21 protein-coding genes are annotated in these 23585 nt (G+C 68.9%); 14 read left to right on the top strand and 7 right to left on the bottom strand.

Going from position 1 to position 23585, the window contains the following annotated elements:
- Positions 1–18: 18 nt before the first annotated feature.
- The 3 genes from ACIRG5_RS04915 to ACIRG5_RS04905 all read left to right on the top strand — a co-directional run bounded on the left by ACIRG5_RS04915 (position 19) and on the right by ACIRG5_RS04905 (position 6013).
- Positions 19–2925: a PQQ-dependent sugar dehydrogenase gene (locus tag ACIRG5_RS04915; protein WP_402900229.1), complete on the top strand. Its 2907-nt coding sequence runs from the start codon at positions 19–21 to the stop codon at positions 2923–2925.
- Positions 2926–3050: 125 nt separating this feature from the next.
- The gene (locus ACIRG5_RS04910; protein ID WP_402900226.1) at positions 3051–5087 is read left to right on the top strand and encodes a PQQ-dependent sugar dehydrogenase; all 2037 of its coding nucleotides are present in this window, start codon (positions 3051–3053) and stop codon (positions 5085–5087) included.
- Positions 5084–6013 carry a hypothetical protein gene (locus ACIRG5_RS04905; RefSeq protein WP_402900223.1) on the top strand — a complete coding sequence of 310 codons (930 nt, stop codon included), beginning with the start codon at positions 5084–5086 and terminating at the stop codon, positions 6011–6013. The genes ACIRG5_RS04910 and ACIRG5_RS04905 overlap by 4 nt, the downstream gene beginning before the upstream one ends.
- Here the strand turns inward: ACIRG5_RS04905 and ACIRG5_RS04900 are convergent.
- Together ACIRG5_RS04900 and ACIRG5_RS04895 are read right to left on the bottom strand one after the other, a co-directional pair.
- Positions 6010–6567: a DUF4232 domain-containing protein gene (locus tag ACIRG5_RS04900; RefSeq protein WP_402900220.1), complete on the bottom strand. Its 558-nt coding sequence runs from the start codon at positions 6565–6567 to the stop codon at positions 6010–6012. The genes ACIRG5_RS04905 and ACIRG5_RS04900 overlap by 4 nt on opposite strands.
- Positions 6568–6648: 81 nt before the next feature.
- A complete protein-coding gene (locus tag ACIRG5_RS04895; protein WP_402900217.1) occupies positions 6649–7824 on the bottom strand; it encodes an SGNH/GDSL hydrolase family protein in 1176 nt (391 codons plus the stop codon).
- A 124-nt stretch (positions 7825–7948) separates the two neighbouring features.
- Between ACIRG5_RS04895 and ACIRG5_RS04890 the strand changes: the two genes are divergently transcribed.
- Together ACIRG5_RS04890 and ACIRG5_RS04885 are read left to right on the top strand one after the other, a co-directional pair.
- On the top strand, positions 7949–8479 hold the full coding sequence (locus ACIRG5_RS04890; protein ID WP_402900214.1) for a class I SAM-dependent methyltransferase: 531 nt from the start codon (positions 7949–7951) through the stop codon (positions 8477–8479).
- Between the two features lie 70 nt (positions 8480–8549).
- Positions 8550–10247 carry a hypothetical protein gene (locus ACIRG5_RS04885; protein WP_402900211.1) on the top strand — a complete coding sequence of 566 codons (1698 nt, stop codon included), beginning with the start codon at positions 8550–8552 and terminating at the stop codon, positions 10245–10247.
- On the opposite strand, the gene ACIRG5_RS04880 is transcribed toward ACIRG5_RS04885, so the two are convergent.
- The gene (locus ACIRG5_RS04880; RefSeq protein ID WP_402900208.1) at positions 10232–11053 is read right to left on the bottom strand and encodes a LysR family transcriptional regulator; all 822 of its coding nucleotides are present in this window, start codon (positions 11051–11053) and stop codon (positions 10232–10234) included. The genes ACIRG5_RS04885 and ACIRG5_RS04880 overlap by 16 nt on opposite strands.
- Before the next feature lie 82 nt (positions 11054–11135).
- On the opposite strand from ACIRG5_RS04880, the gene ACIRG5_RS04875 reads away from it, so the two are divergent.
- Positions 11136–12005, top strand: coding sequence for an MBL fold metallo-hydrolase (locus ACIRG5_RS04875; RefSeq protein WP_402900205.1), 870 nt, complete (start codon positions 11136–11138; stop codon positions 12003–12005).
- Between the two features lie 10 nt (positions 12006–12015).
- On the top strand, positions 12016–12309 hold the full coding sequence (locus ACIRG5_RS04870; protein ID WP_402900202.1) for a hypothetical protein: 294 nt from the start codon (positions 12016–12018) through the stop codon (positions 12307–12309).
- Here ACIRG5_RS04870 and ACIRG5_RS04865 read toward each other — a convergent pair.
- Entirely contained in the window at positions 12306–12656 is a 351-nt protein-coding gene (locus ACIRG5_RS04865; RefSeq protein WP_402900199.1) for an MmcQ/YjbR family DNA-binding protein, read from the bottom strand. The genes ACIRG5_RS04870 and ACIRG5_RS04865 overlap by 4 nt on opposite strands.
- A 326-nt stretch (positions 12657–12982) precedes the next feature.
- Between ACIRG5_RS04865 and ACIRG5_RS04860 the strand changes: the two genes are divergently transcribed.
- Positions 12983–13717, top strand: a complete 735-nt coding sequence (locus ACIRG5_RS04860) for a carbonic anhydrase family protein (protein WP_402900197.1) — start codon at positions 12983–12985, stop codon at positions 13715–13717.
- 49 nt (positions 13718–13766) lie between these two features.
- On the opposite strand, the gene ACIRG5_RS04855 is transcribed toward ACIRG5_RS04860, so the two are convergent.
- Entirely contained in the window at positions 13767–14666 is a 900-nt protein-coding gene (locus ACIRG5_RS04855; RefSeq protein ID WP_402900194.1) for a LysR family transcriptional regulator, read from the bottom strand.
- 172 nt (positions 14667–14838) lie between these two features.
- Between ACIRG5_RS04855 and ACIRG5_RS04850 the strand changes: the two genes are divergently transcribed.
- The 3 genes from ACIRG5_RS04850 (at position 14839) to ACIRG5_RS04840 (ending at position 18396) form a co-directional block, all read left to right on the top strand.
- Positions 14839–15837, top strand: a complete 999-nt coding sequence (locus ACIRG5_RS04850) for a zinc-binding dehydrogenase (RefSeq protein WP_402900192.1) — start codon at positions 14839–14841, stop codon at positions 15835–15837.
- A 91-nt stretch (positions 15838–15928) separates the two neighbouring features.
- Entirely contained in the window at positions 15929–17140 is a 1212-nt protein-coding gene (locus ACIRG5_RS04845; protein WP_402900190.1) for an MFS transporter, read from the top strand.
- Between the two features lie 47 nt (positions 17141–17187).
- On the top strand, positions 17188–18396 hold the full coding sequence (locus ACIRG5_RS04840) for an MFS transporter (RefSeq protein WP_402900187.1): 1209 nt from the start codon (positions 17188–17190) through the stop codon (positions 18394–18396).
- Here ACIRG5_RS04840 and ACIRG5_RS04835 read toward each other — a convergent pair.
- Positions 18303–18896, bottom strand: coding sequence for a DedA family protein (locus tag ACIRG5_RS04835; protein ID WP_402900184.1), 594 nt, complete (start codon positions 18894–18896; stop codon positions 18303–18305). The two genes, ACIRG5_RS04840 and ACIRG5_RS04835, sit on opposite strands and share 94 nt — an antisense overlap.
- Positions 18897–19050: 154 nt before the next feature.
- Here ACIRG5_RS04835 and ACIRG5_RS04830 point away from each other — a divergent pair, with 154 nt between their 5' ends.
- The 3 genes from ACIRG5_RS04830 to ACIRG5_RS04820 all read left to right on the top strand — a co-directional run bounded on the left by ACIRG5_RS04830 (position 19051) and on the right by ACIRG5_RS04820 (position 22485).
- Entirely contained in the window at positions 19051–19815 is a 765-nt protein-coding gene (locus ACIRG5_RS04830) for a hypothetical protein (protein WP_402900181.1), read from the top strand.
- Positions 19816–19886: 71 nt separating this feature from the next.
- Positions 19887–21239 carry a gamma-glutamyltransferase gene (locus ACIRG5_RS04825; RefSeq protein ID WP_402900178.1) on the top strand — a complete coding sequence of 451 codons (1353 nt, stop codon included), beginning with the start codon at positions 19887–19889 and terminating at the stop codon, positions 21237–21239.
- A 64-nt stretch (positions 21240–21303) separates the two neighbouring features.
- Complete coding sequence (locus tag ACIRG5_RS04820) at positions 21304–22485, top strand: MFS transporter (protein ID WP_402900175.1); 1182 nt, start codon at positions 21304–21306, stop codon at positions 22483–22485.
- Here the strand turns inward: ACIRG5_RS04820 and ACIRG5_RS04815 are convergent.
- On the bottom strand, positions 22463–23575 hold the full coding sequence (locus tag ACIRG5_RS04815) for a hypothetical protein (RefSeq protein ID WP_402900172.1): 1113 nt from the start codon (positions 23573–23575) through the stop codon (positions 22463–22465). The genes ACIRG5_RS04820 and ACIRG5_RS04815 overlap by 23 nt on opposite strands.
- Between the last annotated feature and the right edge of the window lie 10 nt (positions 23576–23585).

The following is a 23585-nucleotide window of genomic DNA, read 5'->3' as shown; positions in this document are numbered from 1 at the left end:
CCCACGAGGTGGTGCGCGATGTTCAGATCGCTCTCAATCGTTGCCGCGCTGGCTGTCGCGGCGGCCACCCTGGTGCCACAGGCGGCCGCCCAGGCAGGTCCGGTCGCGGACCCGCTCCCCGCACCGGCGCCGTCGGGCGTGGGCGTGCGACTGCAGGAGATCGCGAGACTGCCGCAGTCGTCGACCACGCCCGCCGCCGGGGACAGCAGGCTCAAGCAGTACAACCGGGTCAACTACCTCGGCGAAATTCCGGACGGCTCCGGCAGGTTCTTCGTGCCGGACATGAACGGCAAGATGTACACGCTGAACCGCGACGGCAGCGGACAGCGGACGTACCTGGACGTCCGCTCGGCCATCGGCGCGAACTTCCACAACCACCAGGGACTCGGCAGCGGGTTCGGGTTCGTCGCGTTCCACCCGCAGTTCGCGACGAACGGCAAGTTCTACACCGCGCACACCGAGGCCAAGGACGCGCTGAAGAACCGCAAGCCCGACCTGCCCTCACCGAACTCGGTGGTGCACGGCGTGATCACCGAGTGGACGGCGTCCAATCCGAAAGCCGCGACGTTCTCGGGCACGCGCCGAGAGTTGCTGCGCATCGGGTTCGCCATGTACCTGCACGGTTTCCAGGAGATCGGTTTCGGTCCGGACAACCTGCTGTACCTGGCCGTGGGCGACGGTGGCATCGGCTACCGCTCCGACGTACCGCAGGACGTGAAGGTGCCGCAGGGGAAGATCCTGCGCATCGACCCCGCGGGGAACAACAGCGGCAACAAGAAGTACGGCATCCCGCCTTCGAACCCGTTCCTGGGCACTCCGGGCGCGCTGGCCGAGCTGTACGCGATCGGCATGCGCGACCCGTACCGGTTCAGCTGGGACTCCGGTGGCACGCGCAAGATGCTCCTCGGCCACATCGGCGAGAAGGTCGTGGAGTCGGTCTACGAGGTCAAGCCCGGCGCCAATCTCGGCTGGGGGCAACGGGAAGGCCATCTGACCTACCGCCGCGACGACCCCAAGTGCCAGCTCTACCCGTTGCCCGCCGACGACGCGAAGTTCGGCTACACCTATCCGGTCGCGGGTTTCGACCACAACCGGCCGGGCGGTGGGTGCGGGGACAGCGGCAACGCGTTGATCGGCGGTTTCGTCTACCGCGGCACGGCGATTCCGTCGCTGCAGGGCAAGTACGTCTACGGCGAGGGCGTGAAGGGCCTGCTGTACTACGCCGAAGAGAAGGACATGCGGGCCGGCGCGCCGATCGCGAAGACGTTCGAGCTCGCGGTGTACGACTCGGCGGGCAAGCGCACGACCATGCAGTCGCTGGCCGGCAAGAGCCGCGTCGACCTGAGGTTCGGCACGGACGCGGCCGGTGAGCTCTACGTACTGGCCAAGGCGAACGGCAGGGTCTGGAAGGTCACCGGCACCGTCCAGACCCAGCAGGCCTGCGACTCCGGCGGCGACGTGGTCAGCGACGTCACGGGTGCGGGCGACTGGAAGCCCGTCTCGCCGTCGCGCTGGCGGTTCCCCGGCAACGAGGTGGTGCTGTCCAAGGCGGGCGCGGTCCGGCCTGGCCCGAAGCGTCCCAACGAGTACGCGGTCGTCACCAAGGGATCGACGTTCGGCAACGTGACAGTGGACGCGCAGGTGCGACTGGACACACCGGTTTCGCAGAAGGATCGCGACGTCGTGATCGTGTTCGGCTATCAGTCCGACACCCGCTTCTACTACGCGCACCTGTCGTCGGACAACAAGATCTATCCGCACAACGGGATCTTCCTGGTGGACAACGCGGACCGCGTGCGCATCGACGATCAGTGGAACGGCTCGGTAGGCGCCCCACCTGCCGTGACGGACATGAAGTGGCACCGCGTCCGCATCACGCACTGCGCGGACACGGGAGCGATCGCGGTGTACGTGGACGGCTCGTCGCAGCCGTTGATGACGGCGACGAACACCGTGCTGAAGTCCGGCAGGGTCGGGTTCGGGTCGTTCGACAACGTCGGCCGTGTCGCGGACCTGCGGATCACCGGCAAAGCCGCGTCCGTGCGGGCGGAGGCGTCTCCCGAGGTGTCACCGGGCATCGCGTCCGCGGTCGTGCACCACTACGACTTCGAGCATCCCGCCACTGACCCCAGGAAGGAGGACGATCTCGGGCGTGCCGACTCGCGGACGCCGATCTCGCTGGTCAACGGTGGCGCTGCCATGCGGGTCCAGGACGGCGCGTTCCCGGCCTCCAGGACGTCGCTGCAGCTCAAACAGGTGCGGCCGAACGACAAGACCAACGACGACTGGAAAGCGGGCGTCTACGGCTCGTCCGGCGTCGCGTCGATGAAGGCGTTCAGCAAGGCCCGCGGCATGTCGATCATGACCTGGGTGAAGATCACCGGTGAGGCGCCCGCCCGGAACTCCAACTCCTCCGGAAATTCGGACCTCTACGGTGCCATCGGCATCGCGGGCGTGCTGTCGGGTGACTCCGACGGCCATGCCGCGCGGGCGTTGCTGGAGACGGAGAACCACGACGGCGCGATGCGGCTGATCGCTCTGGGACGTCGTGCCGACGGCGGTGACAAGCAGTTCTTCGTGGCCAAGGCGGACTGGAAGACCCTGCTGCCGTTGAACAAGTGGGTGTTCCTCGCCGGGACGTTCGACTTCGACAACGGCACGATCGGCCTCTACGTCGACGGCAAGGCCGTGGAGGGGAGCTATGCGGTCAAGGGTGATCCCTGGAAGATCATCGGAGCGCCTGAACCGGACGTCACCTCGGCCACGAACCCGCGTGGCATCAAGATCGGCGGCAGCCATCCGCAGAACAACCGCGAGGCGAACGCCTGCAACTGCCGTCTCGACGGGCTCATGTTCCTGGACCGCGCGGTGAGCGCGGACGAGGTGCGCGGACAGTACGAGTGGGTGACGGCAGGCAGGCGGTGAGGGTTGTAACCACCTTATTAGCTAGGTAGATTCCGGGTGCCGCTGCATTGGAAAGCGCTTTCCGCTGCCGTGCTGGCACGGCCTGGCCCACAGGGTGGTGGGGGATGTACAGACGCTTGTCCCGTTTGGCTGTCGCAACATTCGTGCTCTCGGCGTTGTTCGTGCCCATCGCGTCGGCGCAGTCGGACGCGCCGATCGCCGACCCGTTGCCGACACCGGGTGCGTCCGGTGTCGGCCTGGAGCTGACGGAGGTCGCGCAGCTGCCGAAGTCGCAGCCGGTGCCACCGCCGACCGACACCAGACTGGTGCGCTACAACAGGATCAACTACCTGGGCGAGGTGCCCGACGGCTCCGGTCGGATGTTCGTGCCCGACATGAACGGCAAGCTCTACCTGCTGGACAAGGGCGTCCAGCACGCGTTCCTCGACCTGGGTGTGGCGGTCGGCCCCGACTTCCACACCCACCGAGGGCTGGGCAGCGGCTTCGGGTTCGCCGCGTTCCACCCGGACTTCAGGCGCAACGGCAAGTTCTACACCGTGCACACCGAAACCGGTTCCGCGCTCACCACCAAGAAGCCTGATCTGCCGTCGCCCGCGGACACCCAGGTGCACGGCGTGATCACCGAGTGGACCGCCTCCGACCCGGGCGCGGACGTCTTCTCCGGCACGCACCGCGAACTGCTGCGGGTCGGCTTCGCCTCGTTCATCCACGGCTTCCAGGAGATCGGGTTCAACCCGACGGCGCGCTGGTGGGACGAGGACTACAAGCTGCTCTACGTCGCCTCCGGTGACGGTGGCATCGGCGTCTCGACGACCGTGCCGCAGGACCTGGCGCTGCCGCAGGGCAAGATCCTGCGCATCGACCCGGCCGGGCACAACGGAGTCAACGGTCAGTACGGCATCCCGCGCGCGAACCCGTTCGTGCGCAAGGCGGGCGCGCTGGGCGAGATCTACGCGTACGGCATGCGCGACCCGTACCGCTTCAGCTGGGACCCCGCCACGCACCGGATGTACATGGGCCACATCGGCGAGAAGGCCGTCGACGCGGTCTACGAGGTCCGCAAGGGCGCCAACCTGGGCTGGAGCGAACGCGAGGGCATCTGGGAGTACCGGCGCGGCGACCCGTCGTGCGGCGTGTTCCCGCTGCCCGCCGACGACGCCAAGTACGGCTACACCTACCCGGTCACGGCGTTCGACCACAACCGTCTCTCCACCCAACGTCCTTGTGCCGACAGCGGCAACGCGTTGATGGGCGGCTTCGTCTACCGCGGTTCGAAGATCCCCTCGTTGCGCGGCAAGTACATCTACGGCGAAGGCGTGAAGGGCCTGCTCTACTACGCCGACGAACGCGAGATGCGCGCCGGCAAGCCGATGGCCGTCTCTCGCGAGTTGATGGTCTACGTCAACGGCGCTCTGACGACGATGAAGGCGCTGGTCAACGACCCGAACCGGGTCGACCTGCGCTTCGGCCAGGACGCGGCCGGTGAGCTCTACGTGCTGGCCAAGGCGAACGGCAAGATCTGGAAGGTGACGGGTGCGCGCACCTTCGCCTCCTGTCGCTCAGGCCACGACTTCGTCGCCGGTGCCACCTCGGCGCGTTCGTGGCAGCCGGTGACGCCCGACCTGTGGCAGTTCCCCGGCCGTGAGGTCGTGCTGGCCGAACCCGGTGTGGCCCGGCCGGGTCCGCGCCGCCCGTTCGAGTACGCGGTGCTGCAGAAGGGACCCGCGTTCGGTTCGGTGCAGGTCGACGCCTCGGTGCGACTGGACACACCGGTCGCCGAGTCCAACCGGGACGTGATCATCGTGTTCGGCTACCGCTCGGACACCGAGTTCTACTACGCGCACCTCTCGTCGGACAACAAGATCTACCCGCACAACGGCATCTTCGTCGTGAACAACGCCGACCGCCTGCGCCTCGACCACCAATGGGACGCCGTACGTTCCGTCGGCGCACCTCCGGCCGTCACCGACACGGCGTGGCATCGCGTACGGGTCAGGCACTGCGCCGACTCAGGGGAGATCGCTGTGTACATGGATGGTTCGCCGTATCCGCTGATGACCGCCGTGGACAAGACGTTCGCTTCGGGCCGAGTCGGCTTCGGCTCGTTCGACAACATCGGCAGGCTCCGCGACCTGCGCGTACAGGGCAGGGGAGTCCGATGAAGCGCCTTCTGGTTCTTGGCCTGGTCGCGGTGTTCGGCGTGGGCCTGGCCGCGCCGGCCCAGGCCACGTTCGGCACGGTGCTGCCCACGTTGTCACGCAACCTGGTGTCGTACTACGACTTCGAACACCCGGCGCGCGGCAACAAGGCCCTGGAACAGGACAGCGGCCGTTCAGGCACGTCGTTGCAGCTGATCAACGGTGGCGCCGACATGCGCGTGCGCGACGGAGCGTTCCGGCACAGCCGCAACTCGCTGCAGCTCAAGCAGATCAACCCGACGGTGGCCGGAAACGACGACTGGAAGGCAGGCCTGTACAGCGAAACCGGCGTTCCGACTCTGAGGTCGTTCAACGGCGCGCGCCAGGCGTCGATCATGGGCTGGGTGAAGATGACGGGCCAGAACCCGGCCCCGAACTCGAACTCCGCCAACCCGGACGACCTCTACGGCGCGACCGGCCTGGCGGGCGTCCTGACCGGCGACTCCAACGGCCACGCGGTGCGCGCGCTGCTGGAACTGATCCAGGTCGACGGCGAACTGAAACTGGTCGCCCTGGCCCGCAGGATCGACGGCGGCGAGTCACAGACGTTCGCTGCCGCCGAGCCGTGGCAGAAGCTGTTGCCGCAGAACGAATGGGTGTTCCTCGCGGCCACGTTCGACTTCGACACCGGCACGATGGCGTTGTACCGCAACGGAAATCCGCTGGCGGGCAGGTACGTCACCGCCGGTGACCCGTGGAAGCTCGAAGGCGAACCGGAACCCGACCTCGCGTCGGCCACGGACCCGCGCGGGTACAAGATCGGCGGCAGCTACCCGCAGAACACCCGCGAGGGCAACGCCTGCAACTGCCGGATGGACAGCCTGATGTTCCTCGACCGCGCTGCCCATCCGTGGGAGGTGTACCTGCAGTACCGCTGGATGAAGGGTTAGTCGAAGACCGTGACGCCCTGGGCGGCCGGCTGCATCGTCCCGACCTTGGCCTCGCTGACCTTCAGCTTGGTCAGGTCGGCGATCGGCTGGCCGTCCGTCCCGATGAACGTCACCTTCGCCGGCACCATGCCCGGCAGTTCGGCGGTCATCTCGTTGATGGCGAACGAGTTGGCGTCGTCGTCCACGTCGAGCAGGACACCGGCGAACGCGGTCTGCCCGGGCTGCAGGGTGATCGACGGCCCCTCGCCGGGCACCAGCTTCTGCTCCACCGGGACCGCCGCCGGCTGGTTCGCGGGATTGGTGAAGGCGAGCTTCGGCCAGCCCTGGAACGTGATCGGCCCGGTGCCCTGGTTCGTCGCCGTCAGAAGGCCCAGGCCGGGCTTGCCCTGCATGGTCAACTCGGCCTTCACCGAGGGCTTCTGCTTGTCACTCGACGAGGCGGACGTGGGCGCGTTCGAGGTCGTGGAGGGAGCCTGACCCTGGGACGCCGGGGTCGGCGACCCGCAGGCCGTGGCGCCGACCGCGAGCACGGCGGCGAGGATCGTGAGACGCATGCGTGAACCCCTTACCGGTGTGTTGATCTCCATCGAATAGCCGGAGCACGGGGTCCAGCAAACCCGAACCGCCCGATCGTGTCAGAGTGTGGCGATCTTCACCGCCTTCGCCATCGCCTCGAACCCCTTGTCACCGGGGTGCAGGTGGTCGCCCTGGTCGTAGTCCGGCTTGATCCGCTGCGGGTCGGCAGGATCGCGGATCACGCGGTCGAAGTCCACCACCGCGTCGAAGTCGGAACTGGTGCGGATGAACGCGTTCACGCTCTGGCGGACCTGCTCCAACTCCTCGGTGTAGCTGTTCCAGCCCTTGAACGGCGTGATCGTCGCGCCGATGACCCGCAGCCCGCGGTCGTGCGAACGCTGTGCGATCTGCTTCAGCGCGGCGATGATCTTGGCCGGATCGGTCTCGTGCGGGGTCTGCTGGATGTCGTTGATGCCCTCGAACACGATCACCGAGCGCACGCCGGACTGGGTGAGCACGTCGCGGTTGAGCCTGGCCAGGGCGTTGGGGCCGGCCGAACCGCCGTCGAGCAGCAGGCGGTTGCCGCTGATGCCCGCGTTCAGCACGCCCAGGCGGGTGTTCACGCGGTCGGCGAGCTGGTCCGGCCAGCGCAGGTTCGCACCCCAGGTCGAGTTCGCGCCGTCGGTGATCGAGTCGCCGAGTGCCACGACGCTGCCCTGCACCGTGGAGGTGCGCACGTCGACGCCGGAGACGTAGTGCCAGTTCGTGGTGCGTTCGCGGTAGGCGGCGGCGGACTCGTCGGCCGTGTGGGTGCCGTCGCGGGTGAAGTACGAGTTCTGCATCGTGAGCTGGTGGTGCGTGACCGGGCCGCCGGGCTCGGGCGTGTAGACGCTCACCAGCAGGTCCGAGTCGGCGGGGACGTTGAGCGCCACGCCGTCGCTGATCACGTCGGCACCGGGCGGGGCCGTGATCGACTGGGAGCCGCCGAACGTCAGCGTGCGCATGGTTCCGGCCAGCGCCAGCGGTGTGTCCGGACCGGCCGCGCGGGCGACCGTGACCTGGCCGAAGACGGCCGGGGTGCGGCCGTAGGCGTTGGAGAGCCGGACGCGGATCTCCTTGCCTCCGGCACTGACGTGCACGATGTTGCGCAACGAGAAGTTCGGATAGCCGTTCTCGGTGCCGGGGACCGCGGAGGACGGCGCGGTCGCCCACGTGCCGACCCATCTGAGCGGAGCGGCCTGTGCGGGAGAGGCCACGGCCACGAGCAACGCCACTGCCAGCAGAAAGCGCGTCATGTCCTCGACCTTGGCAGCGCTCCCACGCATCCGGTATCCGCCGATCTGCGGGTCTGAGCGGCACCTGACCGTTCTCGTGACTCTCATCGAACGAAACGGTCATGCGCCGCCTAGGCTGCGTCTCGTGTGGAACGGGGCGGAGTACCAGCAGAGATTCGACGCACTGGCCGAGTCGGGGATGGACGTGCACGGCGAGGCGACCTTCGTGCGCGCGTTCGGACCGGCCTCCGTGCTGGACGCCGGATGCGGCACCGGACGGGTCGCGATCGAGCTCGCCCGGCACGGCGTCGAGGTGGCCGGGGCGGACGTCGACGAGTCGATGCTGGCCCACGCGCGGGAACTGGCGCCGGACATCACGTGGGTGCGGTCCGACCTGGCCGAACTCGACCTGGGACGCACGTTCGACGTGGTCGTCATGGCGGGCAACGTGCCGCTGTTCACCGCGCCCGGCACCCAGGACGCGCTCGTCGCCGGTGTGGCGCGGCACGTGGGCCGGTTCTTGGTCGCCGGCTTCAGCCTCAACCGCGGGTACACGGTCGCGCAGTACGACGAGCACTGCGCCCAGGCCGGGCTGAGGCTGGTCGAGCGGTTCGCCACCTGGGACCGGGAGGAGTTCCGCGGCGGCGACTACGCGGTATCGGTGCACATGTCTTGATTGGGCCAGAACTCTTCTCTTGCGTCCGTCTCACGGTGTAGGTCTGGGTGATCTACTACCAGGGGGATGCATGCGTTTACTGGGAGCGATCACCGTGACCGCGCTGGTGCTGAGCGGGCAGACGGCGGTGGCCGCGCCGGCGGTGGTGCAGCCCGACCCGTTGCTGGCCTTCCTGGCGGATCCGGGTGCGGTCGACCTGGCCAAGGCCGCCAAGACGCGTGAGGCGAGGACCAGGGCACGGATCCTCACAGCGGCGGCGCCGGGCTATACCTACGCCGAACGTGAGCCGGCATCGGCGCGCGGACGCAACGACAGTCCGTGGACCGCCGAGTCCACGGACTTCCGCCGGCACCGCGCCGCGCTGTTCACGGGCTCGCTGGCCGCGGACCCGACCATGCCGGTCGTCGCCGAGTTCGCCGAACCCAACGACAGTCAGCAGTCCGCGAGCGACTCCGGCGTCGGCACGACCTACCGCGCGATCAGGACGAGCGGCAAGATCACCGGCGCGGACCAGGACTTCTACCGGTTGCGCGGCAACGGTCACACGACCTTCGACACCCGCACCGAGGGCAGCGACCTCGACACCGTGCTGACGGTGTTCGACGCGGCGGGCAAAGAGATCGCGGCCAACGACACCGTCGGCGTCAGCACCGATGCCCGCCTGGAGGCCGATCTGGCCGCGGGCGAGGACTTCTTCGTCCGCGTCACCGGCACCCTGAACACCTCCGGCTCCTACGAACTGACGATCGCGGCGGGTGAAGGCAAGGGGGACAAGGACTTCTTCGCCGTCGACCTCAAAGCGGGTGACGTGATCGGCGCGTCCGTCACGGGTGCCGCGCGCAAGGTCGCACTGCACGACGGCAGGGGCCGCGAGGTGATGGGTTCCCGGCAGGACTTCTCCGGCGTCTACCCGAAGGAGAACCCGTTGCCCGGTGGCGGCAACGCGGCCGCCGACTTCCTCGCCCCGCGCGACGGCCGCTACTACGTCGGCGTCGAAGACGGCACCGGCGGGTACCAGCTGACCGTCAAGGCGTTCCGTCCCGGCAGCGAGAAGGCCGGGCAGCAAACCGTGTTCGTGGACTTCGACGGTGCCCTCGTCGACACGACGGTGTGGGGCCCGCCGGGGGAGAAGCAGCTGTCGCCGCTGTCGAAGTTCCTCGCGAACTGGGGCCTGACCGCGGCCGACGAGAAGCGCGTCGTGACCGTCGCGGTCGACACCATCCGCGAGAACCTGGCGCTGCACGGCAACTTCGGCGTGAAGCTGCTCAACAGCCGCGACCACGCCGACCCGTGGGGCCGGAAGAACGTCAGCAGGCTCGTCATCGGTGGCACGATCGCCGAGTCCGGGGTGGAGACGGTGGCGATCGCGCAGTCCATCGACCCCGGCAACTTCGGGCACGAGGAGACCGCGATGGTCCAGCTCGACCTGCTGAGCGCTCCCGCGGGCCCGCCCGTCTCGCTCAACACCTACATCACGCCGCAGAGCGACAAGGTCCTGTTCGTCGGCCGCGCGCTGGGCAACATCGCGGCGCACGAGCTGGGCCACCTCTCCGGTTCGTGGCACCAGCACCAGTTCAACGAGCACGACACCCTCATGGACCAGGGCGGCAACCCGAAGGCGATGTTCGCCGTCGGCGCCGACGGCGTCGGTGGCAACGCCGACGACACGGACATCGACTTCGGCGAGGACGTGTTCGTGCCGAACGAGGGCTTCACCGGCGTCGAGGACGCGGCGACGCGCACGAAGTGGGGCTACAGCCGGGGGTAGGCCTGAGATGCCGCCTCGACGAAGTCGAGCGTGAGCGGGTCGTCCTTGATCCACGCGATCACGACGGGACTGGGCGGCATGTCGGTCAGCGGCACCACGACGAGCTCACCCAGGTCGTGACCGAGCGGCGCCAGACCCACGGAACCGTTCCACAGCACGGATTGCACGCACTCCTGGACGGCGCGGACCGTCGGGCCGCCGCGCGGTTCGCCGCCGTTCCAGTAGTTCCGCCAGATCTCGTCGGTGCCGTCCGGGAACTGGAACCAGTCGCGCTCGGCCAGATCCGCGGTGGTGATGCGGTCGCGAGCGGCGAGCGGATCATCGGCACGCAGCACCGCGCCGACCGGATCCTCGCGCAGGACAAGGGTTTTCAGGCCGCTCTCGTCGAACGGGCCGCGCGTCAGGGCGACGTCGACCTGGCCGGTGCGCAGACCGCAGGTCGGATCGGTCAGGTCGGTCTCGCGGACGCGGATCTCGACGTGCGGGTGCTTGCGCCGGAACGCCTCGGCCATGCGGGTTCCGTGGTCGCCGAGCATGCCGACGGTGATCGTGGTCCGCGCGAGCTTGGCGCGGATGCGGTCGGCGTGGTCGAGCAGGACTCTCGCCTCGGCCAGCAGGACGTGGCCGGCGTCGGTCAGCGTGACGCCGGCGGGGGAGCGGTCCAGCAGGGTGACGCCGAGGTCGTGCTCCAGGTGCTTGATCGCCCGGCTCAGCGGCGGCTGGCTCAGGTGGAGGCGCTGCGCGGCGCGGCCGAAGTGCAACTCCTCGGCGACCGCGACGAAGTACCGCAGGGTCCGCAGCTCCATGATCAGGCACGATACTCGCACGGTATCGGATATGCGCAGACGGTCTTGGACGCGCGCCGCACTCCGCGGGTGGAGTGGAGGCATGAACCTTCCTGACCCCGCCGTCCACGTCTCCGGTGCCGTCGAGGTGGCCGCCGACGTGCTGGTGATCCCCAACGAGCACGTCAGCCTGGTGCCCAACATCGGGATCATCGGCGGCACCGAGGCGATCCTCGTCGTGGACACCGGACTCGGCCTCGCCAACGCCACCGAGGTGCTCACGTTCGCGGACGAGATCGCGAACGGGCGGCGGATCCACCTGACGACGACCCACTTCCATCCGGAGCACGCGTTCGGCGCGTCCGTGTTCGGGAGCTCCTACCTGGTCAACCGGGCGCAGGCGGATGACCTGCGGCGCAAGGGATCCGGCTACCTGGAGATGTTCCGCGGGTTCGGCGGGACGATCGCCGAACGGCTGGCCGGCGTCGAGGTGCCGGTGCCGGACGAGGTGTTCGACGGGGTCCGCGCGCTCGACCTCGGCGGCCGGACGGTGCTGCTCAGGCCGACCGGACGCGGCCACACGCTGGGGGACCAGGTGATCGAGGTGCCGGACGCGGGCGTGCTGTTCACCGGCGACCTCGCCGAGACCGGGCAGTTCGCGATCTTCCCGTGGTTCCCGCCGCACGACACCGACGTCTCCGGCCTCGCGTGGATCGACGTGATGGACGGGCTGATCGCCGGCGAGCCGCGGGTCGTCGTACCGGGCCACGGGTCAGTCAGTGACATCCAGGTGCTGCAAGGGGTCCGGGACTACCTGGGGGAGTTGCGGGACGAGACGTGGCGGCGCCGCGACTCCGCGATGGAGCCCGACGAGATCGTGGCCGAGGTGCGGGCGGTGCTGATCGAGCGGCACCCGGACTGGGCCGGGCAGGAATGGATCGAACGCGGGGTGGGCTGCCTCTGCGCTGAGTAGTCTCGATCTTGTGGACGTCGTGGCCGTCCAGCGGCTCGGCGAGGACGGCGAGTTGATGATCGACGGCGTCGGCCTCCACGCGATGCCGGGCGGACGGCGCGTGGGTGCGTTCGCGGGACCGGCCGGGCCGATGTGGGGCCACAAAGGACTGCTGTACGTCTCCGGCGTGGACGGGCTGGAGGTCTGGGACCCCGACCGCGGCGCTCGAATCTGCCTGGTGCCGGGGTTCCTGCCCACCGCGCACCGCGACGGCACGTTCGTCTCCTTCAGCGACAGTGTGCTCGATAGCTTCAGTGTTGACTAAATGAAGTCCTCGCCGAGGTGCGCGCGGATGACCTTCTTCGGCACGCACATCGTCCAAGCGCCGATGACGAGCTCCGTCATCTCCTCGACGTCCAGCTCGGCCATCGAGGCGTGCACCCACTGGAAGCGCATGTCGGACTCGCTCGGGAACGCGAACTTCACGGGGTCGCTCGCGACGAGCGCCTCCCGTTCCTCGCGCGGGTAGCCGAAGCCCAGCACCGTCTCGTCGCGCGAGAGGGCGGCGTAGACGATCTGGCCCACGCGGAACTTCACGCGGTCGCGGATGAGGTGTTCGGTGGTGCGCGGCAGCGTCAGTGCCACGGCGCGAATGTCGGCGACGGTGACCATCGGCCCATTCTGCCGGACATGCTCGGTGAACGGAGTCACTTCAGGCAAATTCGGCAAACCGCCGCCAATCGGACAATGGTGATCGAGAACGACCTCGTTCTTCAATTCTCGCGGCTGTCTCAATTCGAATTTGCACGCACAACGAACCCACCTCGAAAGCCCTTGTTGCACAGCACTTGCAGATGCCCTGACCTGCATCGACCCACTTCCGGAAGCTGAAGCACTTCAGTGCTGCCCTGATTGGGGTAGTAGGAACATTCCCGGCCGATGAGAGCGCGAACACACTCCGCTTCCCCATTTCACTCGATCGGGTGAAAAGTGGCGTTATGAACATCAAGCGGTCCCTTCCGGCTCTTCTTCCGCTCGTGCTCACCGCGACGTTCTTCGCGAGTGGCGCGGCCGAGTCGGCGACACCGAAGCAGAGCCCGGTGAACGTCACGCCCCACGCGATCCGGTTCGACCCGCACGCGGCCAAGCTCGACGTGACCTACGGGCACTCCGCGCTGGAGCTGAAGTACATCCGCAAGGACGCGGCCGACCCGAACGGCTGCACGACCCGCAACCACGAGGAGACGGAGGAGGCGGAGGTCGAGCCAGGGGCGGGCCACGTCACCGTCGCCGGCATCAGATACGACCTGGTGCAGTTCCACTTCCACACGCCGTCCGAGCACCAGTTCGGCGGCCGCAACACCCCGCTGGAGATGCACCTCGTGCACCGCAGCGCCGAGGGCAGGCTGCTGGTGGTCGGCGTGCCGCTGGTCGTCGGCTCGCACTCCGTCGTGGACGACGTGCTGGCCAGGCTCTCGCCCGAGTGCGGTGCGCCGGTCGACATCGAGCCCGTCGACCTCAACCGGTTGCTGCCCTCGGGTCACCACACGCTGCACTACACCGGCTCGCTCACCACGGCACCGTTCACCGAGGGCGTCGAGTGGTACCTGACCGGCGAGCAGCACGTGTCGGCCGCGACCATCGCGCGCTTCAAGGGTCTGTTCACCGCGGGCAACGCCCGTGCGACGCAGCCGCTCAACGGCCGGACGTTCGTGGAGGCCCCGCGCATCTGAGTCGGTTCCGAACCCGAAGGCCGGTCCCGCTGGGGCCGGCCTTCGTCGTCTACAGGCGTGTCGTCGAGATGATCGCCTCGGTGACGGCGGTGACCGCCGGCGTCGCGGTGCCGGGGAGCCGCGCCACGAAGACCCTGCGGATCTCGGGTGGTGCGCCCCGGACCCGCAGGACGATCACTCCGGGCGGGAGGACCGGCGACAGGCCCTCCGGAATCGTGGTGACTCCGGCGCCACCGGCGACCAGGTGCAGCTTCGTCAGCCGGTCCCGTCCACTGTGGACGACGTGCGCCCGCCCCGGCAGGCCGGGCCAGACACCGAGCAGCGGCTCCGCGTTCGACGAGGGGCTGGCGATCCAGGGTGCGTCGACCAGTTCGTCGACGTGTACCGACGTGCGGCCCGCGAACGTGCCGGTGGCCGACGCCGCCACGAGAAGCTCGGTGTCCTGAACGGCCGTGACGTGCAGGCGTGGTGACTCGCCGTCTGGCGGCCGGTGCGGCGGGCGGGAGGTGAGCACGGCGACGTCGATCGAACCCGTGCGCAACGCCCGCGCCAAACCGGGTGTGGTGCCCTCGCGGGTGGAGACCCGGACCCAGGGCGCCGTCCTGGCGATCAGGGGGAGCGCGGAGGGCAGGATCACCGGTCCGGCGCTGAGGACCAGCCCGAGCCGCACCAGTTCTGTGCGGGGAGCCTCGTCGGTCAGGTCGCGCTGGGCCGCGTCGACCGACTCCAGGATCGTCCGCGCGTGGCGCAGCAGCGTCAGTCCGGGCCGGGTGAGCCGGACCCCGTCGGTCCGTCGCTCGAACAGGGTGGCGCCGACGCCGCGTTCGAGGGCGATCGCCTGGCGCGAGACCGCGGACTGCGTGTAGCCCAGCTGTGCGGCGGCCGCGGTGAAGCTGCCCGACTCGGCGATCTGACACAGCACCCGGAGGCTCGCACTCGACACGTCCATGCTGACTACGCATAGCAGAGATGCCCGATCTTCGCTTCCCGCATGCCCCTGACGCTCCTAGCGTGACGAGGACCAGACAGGAAGGATTTCCCATGCGCGCAGCGACGTTGACGGCGTTCGGTTCCCCCCTCGTGGTGCACGACGTGCCCGACCCGGTGGCCGCGGCGGCGAGGTGCTGGTCGAGGTCCTGGCGACCTGTGTGCCGCCGTACGCGGCCGAGGTGTTCGGCGGTGAACGGCGCTATCCACTGGAACCACCGGTGGTGCCGGGTGTCGGAGGCGTCGGCCGAGTGGTCCGGGTGGGCCCGGACGCGACCAGGGTGAAGGCGGGCGACCTGGTCTGGTGCGACTCGACGGTCCGTGCCCGCGACGACGCCCTGACGCCCGACATCACGCTGCAGGGCTGGAGTTCCCGTGGCGAAGGTGGCGCCAGGCTGGCCCGGTACCTGCACGACGGACCGTTCGCCGAGCTCATGCGGGTTCCCACCGAGAACGTGTACGTCCTGCCCGTGAGTGCCGATCCCGCACGCTGGTCCGCGCTGGGCGTGCACACCATTCCCTTCGGTGGACTGCTGGCCGGCGGACTCGCGGCCGGAGAGACGGTGCTGATCAGCGGTGCCACCGGAAACCTCGGCAGCAGCGCTGTCGCGGTCGCACTCGCGATGGGTGCCGGGCACGTGGTGGCACCGGGGCGCAACCGAGCCGCGCTCGACCTGCTCGCTGACCGGTTCGGCTCGCGGGTGAGCCCGGTCGAGCTCAGTGGAGACGAGGACACCGATCGCTCTGCCATGGCCGCGGCCACCGACGGTCCCGTCGACCTGGTGCTCGATCTCCTGCCGCCCCAGGCACCGAGTTCGGCGGCGCGTGCGGCCGCCATGACCGTGCGCGAGCACGGGCGGGTCGTGCTGATGGGCGGCGTCGGCATGCTCGGCGGCGCGGATCTCGCCCTGCCCTACCCCTGGATCATGCGCAACTCGGTGACCGTGCGCGGCCAGTGGATGTACCCGCGCACGGCGAACGTCGGCATGATCCGGCTCATCGCGTCGGGTGCCCTGGACCTCGTCCCCGAACGCAACGCCAGGTTCGGCCTCGACCAGGTCAACGACGCGGTCACCCACGCGGCCGCACACGGTGGCCCCTTCGACCGCACCATCCTCACGCCGGCGGCGTGACGCGCTTCACCGATACAGGAGTCGCATGCAATTGCCCGCGTATGCAACTATTGCTCGCGCGGACAACCTACGACTTCAAGGACTGTGTGACATGCCTGTCGCTCTGCTCGCCCTCGCGATCAGCGCCTTCGCCATCGGCACGACCGAGTTCGTGATCATGGGCCTGCTGCCTGACGTGGCGGCTGATCTGGGCGTCTCGATTCCGAGCGCGGGCCTGCTGATCTCCGGTTACGCGCTCGGTGTCGTGATCGGCGCGCCGTTGCTGACCGTTCTCGGCGGACGCCTGCCGCGCAAGAGGATGCTGCTCGGGCTGATGGTGCTGTTCATCGCGGGCAACCTGGTCTCGGCGATGGCCGACACCTACGGCGTGCTGATGAGCGGGCGCGTGATCGCGGCACTGGCGCACGGCGCGTTCTTCGGCGTCGGTTCGGTCGTCGCCGCTGACCTCGTGGCGCCGCAACGCAGGGCGAGCGCCATCGCGTTGATGTTCACCGGTCTGACCGTGGCGAACGTTCTGGGCGTGCCGATGGGTACGGCGCTCGGTCAGGCGCTGGGCTGGCGTTCGACGTTCTGGGCCGTGACGGTGCTCGGCGTGATCGGGCTGCTCGGCATCGTGTTCCTCGTGCCGCGGCAACAGGCTCAGGGCGGCAACCTCCGCAGTGAACTCGCCGTGTTCCGCAACCCGCAGGTGTGGCTCGCACTGCTGATGACCACGTTCGGCTTCGCGGGCGTCTTCGCGTCGTTCACCTACATCGCGCCGATGATGACCGAGGTCGCGGGTTTCTCGTCGGGCGCCGTGACGTGGCTGCTGGTGCTGTTCGGCGTCGGCCTGTTCGCGGGCAACCTGCTGGGCGGCAAGGCGGCCGACCGGTCGGTCATGAAGAGCACCGTCGTCATCCTGATCGCGCTGGCCGCGATCCTCACCGCGTTCGTGTTCACCGCGCACTCGCCCGTCCTCGCCGCGATCACCATCGTGCTGTTCGGCGCGGCCGGGTTCGCCACGGTGCCGCCGTTGCAGATGCGGGTCATGCAGACCGCGGAAGGCGCGCCGGCCCTCGCCAGCGCGGCGAACATCGCGGCGTTCAACCTCGGCAACGCCGGTGGCGCGTGGCTCGGCGGTCTCGCGATCGAACGCGGCCTCGGCTACACCGCGCCGAACTGGATCGGAGCCCTGCTCGCGGTCGGCGGTCTCGCGGTCGCGATCGTGTCGGTGTTCCTCGATCGGCGTGTGAGGAGCGGCACCGGTCCGGAGTCTTTTGAAGCGCTTCAGAAGACCCGTAAAATCGATGCGGTAGCTAACTAAGTCCGCTGCTCACGAGCCATGGGGAAGCCTTGAACACCACCCGCGCCATGACCGCTCTCGCGCTCGGCGGGTTCGGCATCGGTACGACCGAGTTCGCGACCATGGGCCTGCTGCCGCAGATCGCGGAGACGTTCGGCATCCCCGACTACGAGGCCGGCCACGCGATCAGCCTCTACGCCGCCGGAGTCGTCGTCGGCGCGCCGCTGATCGCGGTGCTCGGCGCCAAGCTCCCGCGCAAGGGCATGCTGATCGGCCTGATGCTCGCGGTCGCCCTGGGCAACGGGCTGTCGGCCGCCGCCCAGGACAAGTCGCTGTTGCTCATCGCACGGTTCGTCGCCGGACTGCCGCACGGCGCGTTCTTCGGCATCGCGGCCGTTGTCGCCGCCACGCTCGTTGCTCCCGAACGGCGCGGCACGGCCGTAGCGCGCGTGATGGTCGGTCTGACCGTGGCGAACCTTGTGGGCGTGCCGCTCGCAACGGCCGCGGGGCAGCAGATCGGCTGGCGCACGGCCTACCTGGCGGTCTCGGTGATCGCGCTCATCACGGCCGCGGCGATCGCGGCGTGGGTACCGCTGGTGCCCAAGGTCGAGGGCGCGTCGATGAAGGGCGAGGTCCGCGCGTTCGGCCGTCCGACGGTGTGGTTCGCGATCTTCACCGGCATGATCGGCTTCGGCGGCATGTTCGCCGTCTACTCCTACGTCGCCCCGTTGACGACCGAGGTCGCCGGGCTGCCGGGCGGAGCCGTTCCGTGGATCCTCGCGGTGTTCGGGCTCGGCATGACGCTCGGCGCGACGTTCGGCGGCCGGTTCGTGGACAGGTCCGTGACGCGCTCGGTGTTCGGCGGCCTGATCGCGGTCACCGTGATCCTGGTGCTGTTCGGGCTCACCGCGAGCATCCCGGTGTTCCTGTTCGCCCTCCTGTTCCTGCTGGGCTTCACCATCCAGATCCTCGCGGCCGCCCTGCAGGTCAGGCTGATGGACGCCTCGCCGGACGCGCCGTCGCTCGCGGCCTCGTCCAACCACTCCTCGCTCAACGTCGCGAACGGCGCGGGCGCGTGGCTCGGCGGCCTCGCCATCGCGGCGGGCTGGGGCTACACCTCGACGGCGTGGGTCGGCGTGGCGCTGTCGGTGGCGGGCCTGGCGATCGCGGTGGCATCGGTGCTCTACGAACGGCGTGCCTTCCGGCGCGAGACCACGAACCAGACGATGGCGATGGCCAGCGCGGCCAGCACCACCGTCGAAACCCAGCCCAGGTAGCGGTCGACGAGTTCGTAGTTGTCGCCGAGCGCGTACCCGGCGAGGATCAGCGCGGTGTTCCACACGAGGCTGCCCGCCGCGGTGTAGAGCGTGAACTTCACGATCGGCATCCCGGACACCCCGGCGGGGATGGAGATCAGGCTCCGCACGACCGGCACCATCCGGCCGAAGAACACGGCCTTGTTGCCGTGCTCGTCGAACCACGCGTCTGCCTTGTCCACATCGGACGCGGTGACGAACGGGATCCTGTCCGCGACCTTGCGCAGCCGTTCCAGCCCGAGCCACGCGCCCAGGCCGTACAGCACGAGAGCGCCGACGACCGATCCCGCCGTCGTCCACAGGATCGCGGCGATCAGCGAGATCCTGCCCTGACCGGCGGTGAACCCCGCCAGCGGCAGGATCACCTCGCTCGGCACGGGCGGGAAGACGTTCTCCAGCGCGACCGCGATGCCCGCGCCGGGCGAGCCCAGCGCCTCCATCAACCGGGTGATCCACTCCATGGTCGTCGAATTACCCGTTTTGCCCCGGCTCTCAACCCCGGTCGGCCTCCAAGCTCCGATGAATCTTGTCATCGGCAGGCAACTCTGGTCATTTTCGTTGACAACGCAGGTCGAGACCTCCTACCTTCGGTGCTGCCGCCAGGAAGGAAGCTCGATGAAAATCGCACTGACGGCCGCCGCGCTGATGCTGGTCACCGTCTCTCCCGCCCACGCCGCACCCGCGTGGAGCCCGAACCCCGCGACCGACGGCCTCAAGGCGTTCGAGGGCATCGAGGTCGACCGGGGCAACAAGTTCCCCGAACGCAAGGGCAAGTACATCGTCGTCCAGGGCGACGCCTACCGGTTCAACATCTGGAAGAACGACCGCGACACCACCGGTGGCGGCGACCGTCAACGCACCGAGTCCAAGGGCATGGTGTCGGGCGGCAACGCGCTCAAGATGAAGAACGGCGAGACCTGGGTCATCTCGTACGAGATGTACATGCCGGCATCGCTGCACGGCACGAGCAAGTTCACGCACATCTTCCAAACCAAGACGCCCAGCACCAACGGCGGCCCGTGGACGACGCTGTCCCTGAGTCGCAGCGGCAGCACGGAGACGATCCGGGCGCGCGCGTTCAGCACGTCCGGCGCCCCGGACATCGCCGCCACGAACCTGGCCCCGCTGCGTGACAAGTGGGTCACCGTCGAGTGGACGATCACGCCCGGTTCCAGTGGCACCGTCGGTTTCGTGCTGCGCAACGGAACGGGGGCGAACGCGCCGATCGCGGTGCAGGGCAAGCGTTCCGGCGTGAAGATCCCGGACGAGGGCGACTACGTGCGGCCCAAGTGGGGCATCTACCGCTCGGTCGAGAGCGCGTCGTCGGACATCCTCGACACCTACATCAACTTCCGCAACTACTCGGCCACGAAGAAGTAGGACGTAGTCCGGGTGGCCCGCCGCTCGCGCACAGGTCTACCGTTGACTGCCTTCACTTCTGGAGGTCGACGGTGCGAGGCGCGATCGCGGCGGGTCACCCGCTCACCGCACAGGCGGGCGCGGCGCTGCTGCGTGCCGGGGGGAACGCCGTGGACGCGGCCGTCGCGGCGATGCTGACGTCGTGCGTCACCGAGCCGTTGCTGACCGGGCTGGGTTCCGCCGGGTACATGATGATCGCCCCGGCGGGGGAAACCCCTGTGCTGCTGGACTTCTCGGCCGTGGCGCCCGGACGCGGGCAGACCGGCGAACGCGCGCCGCTCACCCCCATCACCGTCCACTTCGGTGACGCGCAGCAGGAATTCCACGTGGGACCGTCCTCGGTGGCCGCGTACGGGATGCCCGCCGGCGCCGCGAAGGCCGCCACCTACGGCCGGGCGCCGTTGCACGAACTCGTGGCCACGGCGGCGATGCACGCCCGTGAAGGCCATCGGGTCAACCGGTACCAGGCCTACGTGACGTCGTTGCTGCTGCCGCTCGCCCACAGCGCGGGCCTCAACGCCTTCGAGGAGGGCGAACTGCTCGTCCAGCCCGAACTCGCCGAGGCGCTCGACCGGTTGGGCAGCGACGGCGCGGCGCCGTTCTACACCGGCGACATCGCGGGCGCGGTCGCCGACTGGATCACCTCGCACGGCGGCGACCTCGGCAAGACGGATCTCCAGGCGTACGAAGCCGTGCAACGCGAGCCGTTGCACGTGAGGCACCGCGGCCGTGACATTCACACGAACCCGCCACCCGCGGCGGGCGGCGCGTTGCTCACGCAGATGCTGGAAGCGTTGCCGGACAACCCGTCGCAGCAGGACCTCATCCGCGCGCTGGCCACCCCGAAGACGCACCTGAACCGCCTCGGCTCCACCACGCACATCTCCGTGCTCGACGCGGACGGCACCGCCTGCTCGGTCACGACGACGAACGGCGCGGGCTCCGGGATCTCGATCGCCGGCGTGCACCTGAACAACATGATGGGGGAGGAGGACCTGTCACCGGACGGGTTCTTCAGCCACGCGCCAGGCGACCGGCTGCCGTCGATGATGGCGCCGACCGTGGTCACCAGCCACGGCCAGGCCGAACTCGTGCTCGGCAGCGCCGGGTCGAGCCGGATCTCCGGCGCGATCCTGCAGGTGCTCGTGAACGTCCTGGACCGCGGCATGCCCGCCCAGGACGCCGTCGACGCGCCCCGCATGCACCTGAGCGGAGACCACCTCCACGTCGAGCCGGGAATTCGACCGGAAAGTGAGCTCCCGGTCACCCGATTCCGTGCTCCGAACATGTTCTTCGGCGGCTGCCAGGTGGTCGAAATGACCGGATCAGGCCTGCTCAGGGGTGGTGCAGATCACCGTCGCGACGGTGCGGTCATCGTGGTGTGAGAGATTGACCGCATCATGGGATATCAAGTTTCCTGATTAGCCGGTCAAAGAGCACGATTACGGGGTGACGGCACTACGCGAGAGAACATCCTCGCCGCTCCTGTCCCGTACGTTCCTCCAACTCTCCGTCATCAGCGTCGTGTCGGGCGTGTCGATGGCGTTCGCGCTGCCGTTCGGCTCGCTGTTCCTCACGAGCGAGATCAAGGTCTCGCCGTTCCAGCTCGGCTTCTTCCTGATCGTGAGCCCGCTCGCGTCGGTGCTCGCCAGCACGATCATGGGCAGGCTGTCCGACGGTCGCGTGCAGCGCCGGTACATGCTCGCCGTGGGCGGTGTCGCCGGCGCGGTCGGCTACGGGCTGTTCGCCGTGCTGCGCGACTACTGGTTCCTGCTCGGCACTTCCGTGGTGTTCATCGCGATCACGTCGTCGTTGCTGCCGCAGCTCTTCGCGTACGGCCGTCAGGTCTCCCGAGGACCGTCGATGGTCGTCAGCGTGCTGCGCACGTTGCTCTCGGTCGCCTGGGTCGCCGGACCGCCCGTGGCCGCGCTGCTCGTCGCGAAGACCGGGTGGATCGGTCTCTTCGCCTCCACCGCCGTGCTGCAACTCGGTGTCGCGGTGCTCGCGCTCACGCTTCCGGTGCCGCCCGCTCAGGCCGAGGAGCAGGCAGAGGAAGAAGAAGCGGCAGGACCGGCGCGCGGCAACATGATGGTCGTGTCCGCTGCTTTCCTGTTCCTGCAGGGGGCCGTGGCGCTCGCGGTGAGCGGTCTGCCGTTGTTCGTCACGACCGAACTCGGGGGAACGGCCGGTGACGCCGGACTCGCGATGGGGCTGTGCGCGGCGCTGGAGATCCCGATGATGCTGTGGTTCGGGTCGCTCGCGAACCGGATGTCGCAGCACAGGCTCGTGCTCATCGGCGCGGTGATCGCGTTGAGTTATCACGGCCTGATGGTGTTCACCGGCTCGATCTGGCAGGTGATGGCCGCGCAGCTGCTGCACGCCACCGTCATCTCGTTGATCATGGGCGTCGGCATCACGTACTTCCAGAGCCTCGACCCCGGCCGTCCCGGCCACGCCACGACGATGTTCAGCAACACCCAGATCGTCGGCGGCATGGTCGCGGGCGCGTTGCTCGGCGTGTCCCAGCAACTGGGGTTCCGCTGGGTCTACGGCTTCAGCCTCGCGATGTCCGTGCTGGGTCTCGCGCTGCTGCTGGTCGCGGGCAGGCTCACTGCACCGTCGAGGCGGTGAGCTTCGGCTTCTCCCCGACGCCGAGGTAGAAGATCCCCTTGATGGTCTCGAAACCGAGGCTCGGGTTGCGGCGCAGCGTGGAGCCGTCGACCGACATCGAGCCCGACTTGTCGTTGCTGACGAAGAACACCGCGCCGCCACCCTCGTTGGCCTGGTTGTCCTCGATCAGCGTGCCGGCGAGACGCAGTGTGAACGTGTTGCCGTCGTTGTAGATCGCGCCACCGCTGCCGCCACCCGGCGTGCCACCGCGCGCGGGGTTGGCGCCGCGGCCGATGGCCTTGTTGTTCTTCATGAGGCTGTTGAGCACCACGAACGACGCACCGATGCTGCTCAGCGCTCCGCCGTTGGAGCACACGCCGCCCTCGAAGGTGCTGTTCACGACGTAGATCGGCGCCTTCTGGGCCCAGTCGGTCACGCGGATCGCGGCGCCGCCGAGGTCAGGGCCGTTGGCATCGCACCTGTTGTTCGCGAAGCGGGAGTTCACGACCTTGAGCTGACCGCCGAGCACCATGATCGCGCCGCCGCCACCGCCCTCGGTCCTGTCACCGGTCGAGTTGCCGTCGGCGAGGGTGATGTTCTGGACCACCAGCCTCGGCCCGTTCTGGTCGAGAACCCGGCGCTGTCCCTGACCGCTCAACGTGATCCGGCCGCCGCCGTCGAGCACGGTCTTCGTCCGGACCTTCGCGGTCGCGGCCATCGGGATGACGTGCGGCTGCGCGCCGCAGTCGAAGGTGACGACCCCGCCGGCGGCGACCGCGTCGACCACGGCCTGCGACGTGCAGGACGCGGGCGTGCCGGTGCCGATCACGCGGGTGGGCTTGGAGGTGTCCTCGGCGGCGGCTTCAGCCGGCACGGCGGCGGTGCCGGCCGGGTTGCCGAACTTCGCGACGGGAGGAGGCGGCGGCGGGGGAGCAGGCGGGGGAACGGCACTGCTACTGCTCGAAGAGGGCGTCGGCGTCACGACGGTGACGGTCTGGGACGTCGATGTCAGAGGTAACTGGGGTCCCGCGACGGGGGAACCGGGGATCGCCGTGCCGCAACCCGCCACGAGGGCGGCAAGCAGCACGACGGCCTGTCTACCTGAGGGCATGGCGGGCACC

Origin of the sequence: Lentzea sp. NPDC102401 (genome assembly GCF_044765805.1) — a bacterium.
Lineage (GTDB): Bacteria > Actinomycetota > Actinomycetes > Mycobacteriales > Pseudonocardiaceae > Lentzea > Lentzea sokolovensis.
Note: the sequence above shows the minus strand (reverse complement) of the source record. Positions and strands in the feature narration are given on the sequence as shown.

Excerpts from the sequence above, each read along its gene's own strand:
- ACIRG5_RS04915 (WP_402900229.1), top strand. The coding sequence starts at position 19 with ATGTTCAGATCGCTCTCAATCGTTGCCGCGCTGGCTGTCGCGGCGGCC.
- ACIRG5_RS04905 (WP_402900223.1), top strand. The coding sequence starts at position 5,084 with ATGAAGCGCCTTCTGGTTCTTGGCCTGGTCGCGGTGTTCGGCGTGGGC.
- ACIRG5_RS04900 (WP_402900220.1), bottom strand. The coding sequence starts at position 6,567 with ATGCGTCTCACGATCCTCGCCGCCGTGCTCGCGGTCGGCGCCACGGCC.
- ACIRG5_RS04895 (WP_402900217.1), bottom strand. The coding sequence starts at position 7,824 with ATGACGCGCTTTCTGCTGGCAGTGGCGTTGCTCGTGGCCGTGGCCTCT.
- ACIRG5_RS04885 (WP_402900211.1), top strand. The coding sequence starts at position 8,550 with ATGCGTTTACTGGGAGCGATCACCGTGACCGCGCTGGTGCTGAGCGGG.
- ACIRG5_RS04880 (WP_402900208.1), bottom strand. The coding sequence starts at position 11,053 with ATGGAGCTGCGGACCCTGCGGTACTTCGTCGCGGTCGCCGAGGAGTTG.
- ACIRG5_RS04875 (WP_402900205.1), top strand. The coding sequence starts at position 11,136 with ATGAACCTTCCTGACCCCGCCGTCCACGTCTCCGGTGCCGTCGAGGTG.
- ACIRG5_RS04865 (WP_402900199.1), bottom strand. The coding sequence starts at position 12,656 with ATGGTCACCGTCGCCGACATTCGCGCCGTGGCACTGACGCTGCCGCGC.
- ACIRG5_RS04860 (WP_402900197.1), top strand. The coding sequence starts at position 12,983 with ATGAACATCAAGCGGTCCCTTCCGGCTCTTCTTCCGCTCGTGCTCACC.
- ACIRG5_RS04855 (WP_402900194.1), bottom strand. The coding sequence starts at position 14,666 with ATGGACGTGTCGAGTGCGAGCCTCCGGGTGCTGTGTCAGATCGCCGAG.
- ACIRG5_RS04845 (WP_402900190.1), top strand. The coding sequence starts at position 15,929 with ATGCCTGTCGCTCTGCTCGCCCTCGCGATCAGCGCCTTCGCCATCGGC.
- ACIRG5_RS04840 (WP_402900187.1), top strand. The coding sequence starts at position 17,188 with ATGACCGCTCTCGCGCTCGGCGGGTTCGGCATCGGTACGACCGAGTTC.
- ACIRG5_RS04835 (WP_402900184.1), bottom strand. The coding sequence starts at position 18,896 with ATGGAGTGGATCACCCGGTTGATGGAGGCGCTGGGCTCGCCCGGCGCG.
- ACIRG5_RS04830 (WP_402900181.1), top strand. The coding sequence starts at position 19,051 with ATGAAAATCGCACTGACGGCCGCCGCGCTGATGCTGGTCACCGTCTCT.
- ACIRG5_RS04815 (WP_402900172.1), bottom strand. The coding sequence starts at position 23,575 with ATGCCCTCAGGTAGACAGGCCGTCGTGCTGCTTGCCGCCCTCGTGGCG.